This is a genomic window from Pseudomonas sp. Pse1, from assembly GCF_024519635.1.
In the GTDB taxonomy this organism is placed as follows: Bacteria; Pseudomonadota; Gammaproteobacteria; order Pseudomonadales; family Pseudomonadaceae; genus Aquipseudomonas.
In genome coordinates this window covers 19,630-30,713 of sequence record NZ_JALJRO010000035.1, presented here as the reverse complement: position 1 = coordinate 30,713, position 11,084 = coordinate 19,630, and the positions used below count along the sequence as shown (strand labels likewise).

Below are 11,084 nucleotides of genomic sequence, written 5' to 3'. Positions count from 1 at the left end.
CTCGCCGTAAGGGCGAAACCATAGGTGGCCGTTACCGCAGGAATGGATATGTACACAAACAGATCGCCATCGCTACGGGGCGGCGACCCGACAAGCCAGCTCCCACAGAATTAACTCGCGCCCTCCCAAAAAAAAACCAAAAAAAACGGCAACCGCTGGTACGGTCGCCGTATAAAAAACGGGTGCTTGTAACACCAGTCGTCACCGCACGGCGTGAGGAGTCAACACCGTGCAGCCCTGCCATACACAGGCAAAGCCCTCAGAACCCCCAGCGCAGCAACAACAGCACCAACACCACCAGGAACACCGTCTCCCCCACCATCAGCAGGATCGGCTTGATACCCACCGAGGCCAGTTCCTTGAGGCGAGTCTTCATGCCCAGGGCGCTGATGGAGATCACCAGGCACCAGCGCGACAGTTCGTTGATCGAGCCCTGCACCGCCGGTGCAACCCAGCCGGTGCTGTTGATGCAGGCGAGAATCAGGAAGCCCACGGCGAACCACGGCAGCAACGGCGGACGCTTGCCCGTCGGGTCGGCGCCCTGCATGCGGGTGATCATTGCGGCGGTGACGATCACCGGCACCAGCATCGCCACCCGCATCAGCTTGACCACCGTGGCCGTATCGCCAGTCTCGGTCGACATGCTGTAGCCGGCACCCACCACTTGGGCCACGTCGTGAATGGTCGCTCCAAGAAACACCCCGGCGACCTGCGGCGACAGGTGCAGCCAGTTGGCGATCATCGGATAGACGATCATCGCCATGGTCGACAGCGCCGACACGCCGATCACCGTGAACAGGGTCGCCCGCTCCTTCTGCGGATGATTGGGCAAGGCCGCCGCCAGCGCCAGGGCCGCCGAGGCGCCGCAGATCGCCGTGGCGCCGCCGGTGAGCATGCCGAACAGGCGCTGGAAACCCAGGGCCTTGGCCGCGATCACCGACACGCCGATGGTCACCACCACCAAAATCACCACCAGGGCGATCGGTTTCCAGCCCAGCGCTGCCATCTGCTCCAGGGTGATGCGCATGCCCAGCAGGGCCACGCCGATGCGCAACACGGTGCGCGCGGTGAACTCGACGCCGGCCTTGCACGGGCCGTCATCAGCGAGAAAATTCAGGGCCATGCCCAGCAGCAAGGCAAACAGCATGACCGGCGCACCGTAGTGCTCCGACAAAAAAGACGCCGCCGCCGCGACAATCAGGCTGACGATAAATCCCGGCGCCAGTTCGCGCGTGCGACTGTGGATACGGGTAAGAGCAATGGCGCTCATGGCGCGGACTCCTCGGTTGCGATAACGATAAACGCCTGGTCGTCGATGATCTCGACCGGGTAGCTCGTGACTTTTACAGCGTTGGAATTGAGCAGGTAACCGCTGTGCAAATCGAAGCGCAGGCCATGGGCGCAGCACTGGATCACTCGCCCTTCAAGACGCCCGCCACACAGCGAAGCGCCCTGGTGCGGGCAACTGTCGTCGATCACAAACAACTGCCCGTCGACGTTGAACAACGCCAGGCTCTTGTCATCGAATTCGAACAACGCGCGCCCACCCACCGGCGGGTATTTACCGGCCGGTACCGCCACACGCCGACTCATGCAATCTGCCGCTCGCTGTCCTTGAGCGCCTGGCTCATCGCGCCGAGCAAGGCTGAAGCAGGCTGCGCGCCGACCACCGTCATGCCCTGGTTGAACTGGAAGCTCGGCACCCCGCTGCCGCCACCGGGCGCGCCGACATAGGCACTGCCGTCCCCCAACAGGCTGTCGGCCACCACTTGCGGGTCGATGCCACAGGAACGGGCAATCCGCAGCAGGGTTTCACGGTCGCCGAGGTCCTCGCCCTTGTGGAAGTAGGCGGCGAACAGGCGCTCCAGCAGCACATCGCGCTGCACCACATTGCCCACGACGCTGACATGCTCGAACAGTCGATGGGCGTCGGCGGTGTTGGGCATGGTCGCGATTCGGCTGAAGTCGATGTTCAAGCCCACCGCTGCCGCCGACTGGCGCACCTGTTCCTGACGCATCTCTACGGCCTCGACACTGCCCAGGCGCTGGCGATAGAACTCAGCGAACGGCACACCTTGCACCGGCAGTTGCGGCAGCAATTGCACGCCATGCCACTGGGTATCGATCTGCACATCCGGCTGACGGCTGCGGAACTGCACCAAAGCATGTTCCAGCTGACGCTTGCCGATCAGGCACCAGGGGCAGATCAAATCGAAAAACACATCAATCCGTAAACGACGACTCACAACTTCACCTCTAACCCGGTTTCGGCAACGGCAACAGCCACGCGCTGTCCCTGAAGGCGGGCAATATCTTTGTGGTAGTGACACTTGGCGTAAAAGAACACCGCCGCCGCCGCGAGGCTGACCAGTGGCACCAATTGAAACGCGGCATGCAGGCCGATCAGGTCAGACACCCGACCGGTGATAAACGGGCCTGGCGCCAGCCCCAGCAGGTTATTGGCCAGGGTCAGGGTGGCGAACGCGGTGCCGTGCACCGAGTAATGCGTCAGGTTGGCAACCATCGCCCCGCACGGGCCGGTGGTACCGGTGGCAATCAACATGCCCAGGCAGATCAACACCAGTTGCAGCGGTCCCGCCTGCAAGGCAAACGCTGCCGACAACAGCAGGCAACTGGCCAGGCAGAAGGCGATGGCCAGGCTGACCTTACGCTCCGGCGAATGCCGGCACAGGCGATCGCTGAGCATGCCGCACAGGATCATCCCGGCGCCGCTGCACAGGACGATGATCGCCGCCATGCCGCCGGCCTTGTCGGTGGGCATGTCGTAGTAGCGGTTGAGGTAGCTGGGAATCCACACCATCACCGTGCCGCCGACGAACAATTGCAAGCCGCTGGCGACGTAGGTGGCGACGACCGAACGGCTCGACCACAGGGTGCGCAACGGTTGCTTGACCTTGGCTGCCGCTTTGGCCACGCGCTGCGGGGCGATCCGCGCTTCCTTGACGATCAGCGGGTACAGCAGCGCCAGCACCAGGCCGAACAGCGCCATGCCGGCGAACGACCAGCGCCAGCCGAGCTTGGCCGCAATCGCCCCACCCAACGCCATGCCCAGCACCGAACCAAACATCCCGCCGGCCATGAAGGCACTGGCCAGGGTTGCCCGCATGTGCTTGGGAAACACCGAAATCACCACGGCGATCCCGACGCTGCCATAGGCCGCCTCACCCACCCCAACCATGAAGCGGGCGATGAACATTTGCTGGTAATCCTGGGCCAGCGCGCAGCCGAGGGTCGCCAGGCTCCAGAGCATGGCCATGATTGCCAGGCTCTTGACCCGGCCATAACGGTCGGCCATCAGCGACAGCGGAAACGTCAGCAGCCCGACCATCAGCGCGACGATGCCGCTGAGCAGGCCGAGCTGGCCGTCGCTCAGGGCCCACTCGCTTTTCAGCAGCGGGAACACCGCGTTGAGCACCTGGCGCGACATGTAGTCGGAAATCAGCAAGCCGAACGTCAGGGCAAAGACGATCCAGGCGTAGCTGCGTGCAACGCCGACACAACCTTGGTCGTCATCGCCGTCGGCAATTGGGTGAAAGGCCATTTAGCCTCCTCAAAGCTTTGTTTTATTGTTGTTATCAAGCATGTAAAGCGCACCGGGCGGGCGTTCACGGACGCGCGCCCGGTGCGACGGTCAGCCGCGCTGCGGCACACCTTTTTGCCCAGCCTTGCGGTTGGGGGCCATACCGTTGGCCAGCAGGGTTTCTTCGATGCTGTTGTATTGCACACCGATGCGATAGATCTCGCGGGCTTCCTTGCCGTTGGCGACTTCGCGACCCAGCTCGTGAGCAATGCGCACGGTTTGCTTGATCTGATCCACCGAGCCGAAACGCGCGCCCTTGTGATCAATAATAGTGTCTTCGTTGCCCACCCGAGCGTGCAGCCCCATGGCCATGGACATAGTGTTAAACGGCAGCACGTTCTTCAGCAGCGACTCGGCGGTCAGGGTGCAGGCGTCCGGCACGCGGTGGATGAAGTTCATGAAGTTGAACGGGTTCGGGCCGTCGAAGCCGCCGCCGATACCGATCCAGGTCAGGTTCAGCGGGCCCATGTACACGCCACGACGCACCAGGCGCTCGAGGGTTTCCAGGGCGTGCATGCCGGTCAGCTGGAAGTGCGGCTGGATGCCGTTTTCGGTCAGGCGCTTGAGGTGCTCGGCGACCCAGGCCGGGCCGGCCGGTACGGTCATTTCGCTGTAGGCCGCATGAATCATCGGGTTATCCAGGGAAGTGCCCTTGAGGTACTCCGGATACAGCAGTTCCATGATGTTCATCTGGGTGGTGTTGATCGCCACCGTCACCTGGTCCGGTTTCGGCGTCAGCTCGGCGAGCATGTGCCGGGTGTCGTCGGACAGCCACTTGGCCGCTTCGCCGTCGCTTTCCGGGGCGAAGGAAATCGAACCGCCGACCTGGATAATCATCTCCGGCACGGCTTCGCGCACACCGGCGATCAGCTCGTTGAATTTCGACAGACGCTTGGAGCCCTTGCCGTCCAGTTCACGCACGTGCAGGTGCAGCACGGTGGCGCCGGCGTCATAGCATTCGACGGCCTTCTGCACCTGTTCGTCCATGGTCAGCGGGATGTCTTCGGGGAAATCTTCCGGCATCCACTCCGGACCATACGGGGCCACGGTGATGACCACCTTTTCCATGTTTTCCGGGTGCAGGGAATCGTCGAAGAATTGCATGAGTTACTCCAGTTCTTATGATTGTCCCGTCCACCCGGGTTCGCGCCGGGCGGACGTGTTTACGAGAGCGAATGCAGAAGCGGTGGATCAGTAGGTCTTGTCGCCGATGATCCCGGCGCGCTCCATCTTGCGATGGCATGGCGGGTAGTCCATGACCGCGTAATGCTGGGTGCTGCGGTTGTCCCAGATCGCGATGCTGTTGGGCTTCCAGCGCCAGCGCACCTGATACTCGGGGATGTACGCCTGGCTGATCAGGTAACGCAGCAACTCGCCGGCGCCGGGGTTGGCGTCCTGGCCGAAACGCACCCGATCCGGGGTGTGGTAGTTGCTGAAATGGGTGGTGAAGGCGTTGACGAACAACACCTTCTCGCCGGTTTCCGGGTGGGTACGCACCACCGGGTGCTCGGCGTCCGGGTACATGGCCTTGAGCGCCAGGCGCTTTTCGATCGGCATGGCCGCGCCGAAACTCGCCTCGATGCTGTGGCGGGCACGCAAGTCGGCGATTTTCAGCTTCACGTCGTCCGGCAGGTTGGCGTAGGCCTGGACCATGTTGGTCCACATGGTGTCGCCGCCCACCGGCGGGCATTCCACGCAGCGCAGCACGCAGCCCATGGGCGGTGCCTCGCGCCAGGTGGCGTCGGTGTGCCAGGCGTTCTCGTAGCGATCCATCGGCTGGTCCGGATTCTTGTAGATCCGCACCAGGCCCGGATGCTCAGGGTCACTGCCGGCCACCGGGTGGTCTTCCAGCTCGCCGAAACGCCGGGCGAAGGCCACGTGTTCGGCGCGGGTGATGTCCTGGTCGCGCAGGAACACCACGCGATGCTGGAGCAACTGCTGGCGGATCTCGGCAAACAGACCGTCATCATGCACCGCGTCGGCAAGATTGACGCCAATCAGCTCGGCGCCAATGCTGCAGGTCAATTGTTCGACTTTCATGGCTGGCCGCTCCTTAAATGACGAAAATCGACGAGCCGGTGGTCTTGCGTGACTCAAGGTCGCGATGGGCCTGCACCGCGTCCTGCAGGGCGTAGTGCTGGTTGATCTCGATCTTGATCCGGCCGCTGCCAACGTGGTCGAACAACTCGCCGGCCAGCTCGGCTTTTTCCGCCGGGTCGCTGATGTAGTTGGCCAGGGCCGGACGGGTCAGGAACAGCGAACCCTTCATCGCCAGCAGCACCGGGTCGAACGCCGGGATCGGCCCCGACGCGGTCCCCACGCAGACCATCAGGCCGCGCGGCTTCAACGAATCCAGGGAGCCCATGAAAGTGTTCTTGCCGACGCTGTCGAACACCACGTTGACGCCAACGCCGTCGGTCAGTTCACGCACGCGGGCGGCGACGTCTTCATGGCTGTAGTTAATGGTGTGGTCGCAACCGTGAGCGCGGGCGATTTCGGCCTTTTGCTCGGTGGACACGGTGCCAATCACGTTCAGGCCGAGCAGCTTGGCCCATTGCGAAACGATCAGGCCGACACCGCCGGCAGCGGCGTGCAGCAGGATGGTGTCACCGGCTTTGAAGTCGTAAATACGGCGCATCAGGTACGAAGAGGTCAGGCCACGCATGGTCATTGCCGCGGCGGTTTCGAAGCTGATGGTTTCCGGCAGTTTGATCAGCGGCGCGGCCGGGATCAGGCGCTCGGTGCTGTAGGCACCCAGGGTATTGAGAAAACCGGTGTAGGTGACGCGGTCGCCCACCTGGACGTTGGTCACCCCTTCACCGACGGCCTGGACCACGCCGGAGGCCTCGACGCCCATGCCGTTGGGCATCGGGATCGGGTAGGTGCCATTGCGGAAATAGGTGTCGGCATAGTTGAGGCCGACGGCCACATGGCGCAGACGAACCTGCCCGGGACCGGGTTCACCGACGTCGACATCTTCATAGCGAAGGACTTCGGGACCGCCGGTTTCGTAGAAGCGAATGGCTTTGGCCATGTTTTATTATTCTCCAATACAGGGTTGGCATTCGGTATCGATTTGCGCTGATTGGACTGTAGGTCGCCACCCGTTGGCTCGCTTCTCATCAGGCGACAACGGCTTTTCATTTGATGACAGCACGCCGCCCGGCAATGGATGACTTATCTGCCGGCGGCCGCTAACCTGCGCAGATCACCCCGCAGGCCAGTCCTGCCATGCACTCGGCGAGCAACCCATGAAATCCCCCGCAGGCCTGCTGCTGTCGGCCATCGAGCTGGATCGCGATAGCGCGGTGCCGCTGTACCGCCAGCTGTATCTGCAGATTCGCAAACAGATTCTCGGCGGCAAGCTGCAGGGTGGCGTACGCCTGCCGTCGACGCGGACCCTGAGCAAGGAACTGGCGCTGTCGCGGATCACCATTCTCAACGCCTTTGACCAACTGATCGCCGAGGGCTTCCTCGCCTCGCGCACCGGCGCCGGCACCTATGTCGGCGACGAATGGGAAAACCGTGGGGCGCGAGATGCCGAGGCTGAAGAACCGCCGCCGCGCCTGTCGGACCTCAGCCAGTCGATGCTGTCGCTGCGCAGCGATCATTTTCGTGGGGTGTCCTATACCGATTGGGACCCGGCGACCCCGACCTCCTTCCTGCCCAGCCACAGCACTTACGACAGCTTCCCGCTGGCGGTATGGCGACGGCTGATGAACCGCCACCTGCTCAAGCCGACCAAATCGATGCTCGGCTACGGCGAACTGCAGGGCCTGCAGGCGTTGCGCACGGCCATTGCCGACTACGTGTTCGACGCCCGTGGCATCGACTGCAAGGTCGAACAAGTGGTGATCGTCTCCGGTGCCCAGCAGGCCTTCAACCTGTTGGCCATGCTGCTGCTCAATCCCCAGGACCGCGCCTGGATGGAAGACCCCGGGCACATCGCCGCGCGCATTGCCCTGCAGGCCCAGGGCGCCCAGGTGGTGCCACTGCCCATCGACGAGCAAGGCATCGACATCGCCCAAGGCCTGGCCGAATGCCCGGACGCGCGCCTGGTATTCACCACGCCGTCGCGCCAGCACCCGCTCGGCGTGACCATGAGCTACGGACGGCGCCAGGCGCTGATTGACTGGGCGACGCAACAGCAGAGCTGGATCATCGAGGACGACTGCGACAGCGAATTTCGCTATCAGGGCCGGTTGCTCCCGGCGCTCTGTGCCATGGACCGCATGACCCGGGTGATCTACGTCGGCACCTTCAGCAAGGTGCTGTTTCCAGCCCTGCGCCTGGGCTACGTGATTTTGCCCCAAGCCCTGGTCGAACCTTTCTGCACCCTGCGCGCGGTGATGGACCGCAGCCCGCCGACGCTGCTCCAGGCGACCACCGCCGACTTCATGAGCGAGGGCCATTTCCTCAGCCATATCCGGCGCATGCGCAGCCTGTACCAGGCGCGCCAGCAGGCGCTGGTGGAACAACTGCAACGGCAACTCGGCGACTTCTTCACCCTCACCCCGGTGGACGCCGGCATGCACCTGATCGCCTGGTTGCCCGCGAACCTGGAGGACGATCAGGTCGCCCGCGACTTGGCCCGGCACAACATTCACACCTACGCCTTGAGCGACTACTGCCTCGCCCATCGCCTGCCGCCGGCGTTGCTGATGGGCTTCGCCGGCACCCCGGAAAAACTCGCGCAGACCCGTGTCGAAGCTCTGGCTCGCGCCTTGGGGGAATTGGGTTACCTGACCCAGGCCGATTGAGGGCCGGCAAGTGGTCTTATGATTTAACCGATAATGGATCTATCGAGAGTTCCTGACTGGCGCGATAAAGGCTGCGCCGGTAGACCCGGTGTCTGAACCAGGAACGACTCGAATGAACAATAAGATCCAAGAGCGCTTCAACACCTTGCTCAGCCACAAGGCTGGGGCGAACGAAACAGTCCCGACCTTGACCCCGGCACTGGCCCGCCAGTTGCTTGAGCGCCTCGACCAACTGCGCCTGTTCGCCCACGCCTACCCGCTGCTGACCAACCTGACCCATGGCCGCGTCACCCCCGCCGACCTGCTGGACTTCGCCTATCGCCACGAGTTGCAGGGTCTGAGCCTGCACCTGCTGGACGGTGAGGAAAACAGCCTCGGCCAGATGAACGCCGATCAACTCCAGGCATTCGCCGACAAAGCTCGGGCGCTGGAGTTGGCCGTGCACCTGGAAATCAGCAGTACGCGCAAGGCCGATGTCGATCAGGTGGTGGCCATCGCCCGGGCCCTGGGCACGCGCAATATCCGCGTCTACTCGCGTTACGAAGGCACGCTGTCGCAGGTCATGGACCGGATCGAGACCGACCTGCACTACCTCGCGCAGCAAGCCGACGAGCACGACCTGTTCTTTGATTTCGAGCAGCACGAAGAACTCAAGAGCGACGAAATCGCCCAACTGTTGAGCCGCCTCAACCACCCGCGTCTGCATGCGCTGTTCGACTTCGGCAACATGATCAACGCCTGCGAACAACCGCTGCCGGCGCTGCGCAACCTCGCGCCGCACATCCGCCAGGTCCACCTCAAGGGCGTGCGCGTGGTCCCCGAATACAACGGTTTCGGCCATTACGGCGTGCTCCAGGGCAGCGCCGAAGACGACCTGCCCAATGCGCGGATGCTGTTCGAACTGCTGCTGCTCGGAGACTCCAGCCCGCAAGTCGTCGCCTTCATTCTCGAGCAGGAAAATCACTACGTGGCGCCGGCGTTCCGTCAGGTCGACGAGGCCAGCGATCCGTTCATTGCCTACCGGGAAATGAGCGAAACCGCCCTGCCCCAAGGCTTTTCCCTGGAACGGATGCTGGCCGACGAGCACCGTTGGGCCAACAACCAGGTGGCCTACGTGCGCGGCCTGCTGGCCGAACTGCGCACCCTGGCCGAACTGACCCTGGCCCACGACAACCACGCCTGACCCTGCCGCGACTCGCTACATCCAATCACGCCTGGAGAATAACAATGACAACCCAAGACAAGGCCAAATGGCTGCGCTTCCTGATCCTCGTCCTCGGCGGCGGGACCATCTACAAACTGGCGAACCTCAAGGACGCTTTCTACATCCCCATGCAGCAATTCATGGGCCTGAGCCACACCGAAATTGGCCTGCTGCTGAGCGCCAACGCGATCATCGCCACCGCCCTGTTCGTCCTCGGCGGGATGCTTGCCGACCGCTACGACACCCGCAAAATGATCCCCCTCGGGCTGATCGGCACCGGTGGCCTGGGGCTGTACCTGGCGACCTTTCCACCGTTCAGCAGCCTGCTGATCGTCTTCAGCCTGCTGGCGGTGTGCGCCGACTGCCTGTTCTGGCCTTCGCTGCTCAAGGCCATCCGCAACCTTGGCGACGAGCAGGAACAGGGTCGCCTGTTCGGCTTGCTCGAAGGCGGTCGCGGGGTGATCGATACCCTGGTGGCGTTCTCTGCGCTGGGTATTTTCGTCGCCCTCGGCTCCGGTGAAGCCGGGCTGAAATCGGCGATCCTGTTCTACTCGGTGATCGACATCCTCGCCGGCACGTTGATCTGGCTGTTGTTGAAAAGCGGTGACACGCAGGCCAGCGCCAAGCCGAAAAAAGGTATGGGCAACCTGCTGGAAGCGATCAAGGTGCCAGGCATCTGGCTGGTCAGCCTCAACGTGTTCATGGTCTACATCGTCTACTGCGGCCTGACCTACTTCATTCCCTACCTCAAGGAAATGTACGGCCTGCCGGTGGCCCTGGTCGGCGCCTACGGCATCATCAACCAGTACTTCCTGAAAATCCTCGGCGGCCCGGCCGGTGGTTTCATTGCCGACAAGCAATTCAAAAGCACCAGCCGCTACCTGAAATGGGCCTTCCTCGCCCTGCTGCCGTTGATGGGCGTCATCCTGTTGATCCCGAAAAGCCCGGGCTTCATCTACGCCGGCATGGCCGCCACCCTGTCCTTCGCGCTGATCGTGTTCTCCATGCGCGGAGTATTCTGGGCGCCCATGGGCGAAGTCGGCATCCCGTCGCACATCACCGGCTCCGCCTTCGGCATCGGCTGCCTGATCGGCTACGCGCCGGGGATGTTCGCCTATGTGATCTACGGCTCGATCCTCGACCACTTTCCCGGTGAGCAGGGCTACAACTATGTGTTCAGCCTGATGAGTGTGCTGGCGTTGGTTGGGTTTATGGTCTCGAGTCTGTTGTATCGGTCGGTGCAGAACAGGTTGGTGGGGGGCGGTGCAGTGGTGAGTGCTGCGTGATTTTGCGGGCTCCCGCAGTTCAATCCCTTGTAGGAGCTGGCTTGTCGGGGCGCCGCATCGCAGCGAAGATCGTCAACGATGACGCAGCTGTCCTGGTTGTACGCGGTGGCCTCGGGTTTTTCGTCGGAACGCCGCCCGGAGCCGGCTCACTCCCACAGTGAATCTGCGATGTATGGAGATCTTGTGATCGACCACAGTCATTGTAGGAGCGAGCCTGCTCGCGATGGGCGTGA

At 62.9% G+C, this 11,084-nt stretch carries 10 protein-coding genes; 3 read left to right on the top strand and 7 right to left on the bottom strand.

Annotation, left to right across the window (positions count from 1 at the left end; translation table 11 throughout):
- Window positions 1-259: 259 nt before the first annotated feature.
- The 7 genes from NR126_RS27765 to NR126_RS27735 form a co-directional block, all read right to left on the bottom strand.
- A complete protein-coding gene (locus NR126_RS27765) occupies window positions 260-1,270 on the bottom strand; it encodes a YeiH family protein (protein WP_027620380.1) in 1,011 nt (336 codons plus the stop codon).
- A complete protein-coding gene (locus tag NR126_RS27760; protein ID WP_105756088.1) occupies window positions 1,267-1,593 on the bottom strand; it encodes a Rieske 2Fe-2S domain-containing protein in 327 nt (108 codons plus the stop codon). Before NR126_RS27760 ends, NR126_RS27765 begins: the two co-directional genes overlap by 4 nt.
- On the bottom strand, window positions 1,590-2,246 hold the full coding sequence (locus NR126_RS27755) for a DsbA family oxidoreductase (RefSeq protein ID WP_256832429.1): 657 nt from the start codon (window positions 2,244-2,246) through the stop codon (window positions 1,590-1,592). Before NR126_RS27755 ends, NR126_RS27760 begins: the two co-directional genes overlap by 4 nt.
- The gene (locus NR126_RS27750) at window positions 2,243-3,562 is read right to left on the bottom strand and encodes an MFS transporter (RefSeq protein ID WP_256832428.1); all 1,320 of its coding nucleotides are present in this window, start codon (window positions 3,560-3,562) and stop codon (window positions 2,243-2,245) included. Before NR126_RS27750 ends, NR126_RS27755 begins: the two co-directional genes overlap by 4 nt.
- Window positions 3,563-3,652: 90 nt before the next feature.
- A complete protein-coding gene (locus NR126_RS27745) occupies window positions 3,653-4,705 on the bottom strand; it encodes a 3-keto-5-aminohexanoate cleavage protein (RefSeq protein WP_027620384.1) in 1,053 nt (350 codons plus the stop codon).
- A gap of 87 nt (window positions 4,706-4,792) precedes the next feature.
- On the bottom strand, window positions 4,793-5,641 hold the full coding sequence (locus NR126_RS27740) for a TauD/TfdA family dioxygenase (RefSeq protein WP_027620385.1): 849 nt from the start codon (window positions 5,639-5,641) through the stop codon (window positions 4,793-4,795).
- Between the two features lie 13 nt (window positions 5,642-5,654).
- A complete protein-coding gene (locus NR126_RS27735) occupies window positions 5,655-6,635 on the bottom strand; it encodes a quinone oxidoreductase (RefSeq protein ID WP_105756090.1) in 981 nt (326 codons plus the stop codon).
- A 217-nt stretch (window positions 6,636-6,852) separates the two neighbouring features.
- On the opposite strand from NR126_RS27735, the gene NR126_RS27730 reads away from it, so the two are divergent.
- The 3 genes from NR126_RS27730 to NR126_RS27720 all read left to right on the top strand — a co-directional run bounded on the left by NR126_RS27730 (window position 6,853) and on the right by NR126_RS27720 (window position 10,851).
- Window positions 6,853-8,361, top strand: a complete 1,509-nt coding sequence (locus NR126_RS27730) for a PLP-dependent aminotransferase family protein (protein ID WP_256832427.1) — start codon at window positions 6,853-6,855, stop codon at window positions 8,359-8,361.
- 112 nt (window positions 8,362-8,473) lie between these two features.
- Entirely contained in the window at window positions 8,474-9,544 is a 1,071-nt protein-coding gene (locus tag NR126_RS27725; protein WP_105756091.1) for a sugar phosphate isomerase/epimerase, read from the top strand.
- Window positions 9,545-9,588: 44 nt separating this feature from the next.
- Window positions 9,589-10,851 (top strand): nitrate/nitrite transporter, encoded by a 1,263-nt coding sequence (locus NR126_RS27720; protein WP_027620389.1) that lies wholly within the window; start codon window positions 9,589-9,591, stop codon window positions 10,849-10,851.
- Window positions 10,852-11,084 lie beyond the last annotated feature (233 nt).

Bases quoted from the DNA above. Each gene is read 5' to 3' on its own strand.
- NR126_RS27765 (WP_027620380.1), bottom strand. From the start codon at position 1,270: ATGAGCGCCATTGCTCTTACCCGTATCCACAGTCGCACGCGCGAACTG.
- NR126_RS27760 (WP_105756088.1), bottom strand. From the start codon at position 1,593: ATGAGTCGGCGTGTGGCGGTACCGGCCGGTAAATACCCGCCGGTGGGT.
- NR126_RS27750 (WP_256832428.1), bottom strand. From the start codon at position 3,562: ATGGCCTTTCACCCAATTGCCGACGGCGATGACGACCAAGGTTGTGTC.
- NR126_RS27745 (WP_027620384.1), bottom strand. From the start codon at position 4,705: ATGCAATTCTTCGACGATTCCCTGCACCCGGAAAACATGGAAAAGGTG.
- NR126_RS27740 (WP_027620385.1), bottom strand. From the start codon at position 5,641: ATGAAAGTCGAACAATTGACCTGCAGCATTGGCGCCGAGCTGATTGGC.
- NR126_RS27735 (WP_105756090.1), bottom strand. From the start codon at position 6,635: ATGGCCAAAGCCATTCGCTTCTACGAAACCGGCGGTCCCGAAGTCCTT.
- NR126_RS27730 (WP_256832427.1), top strand. From the start codon at position 6,853: ATGAAATCCCCCGCAGGCCTGCTGCTGTCGGCCATCGAGCTGGATCGC.
- NR126_RS27725 (WP_105756091.1), top strand. From the start codon at position 8,474: ATGAACAATAAGATCCAAGAGCGCTTCAACACCTTGCTCAGCCACAAG.
- NR126_RS27720 (WP_027620389.1), top strand. From the start codon at position 9,589: ATGACAACCCAAGACAAGGCCAAATGGCTGCGCTTCCTGATCCTCGTC.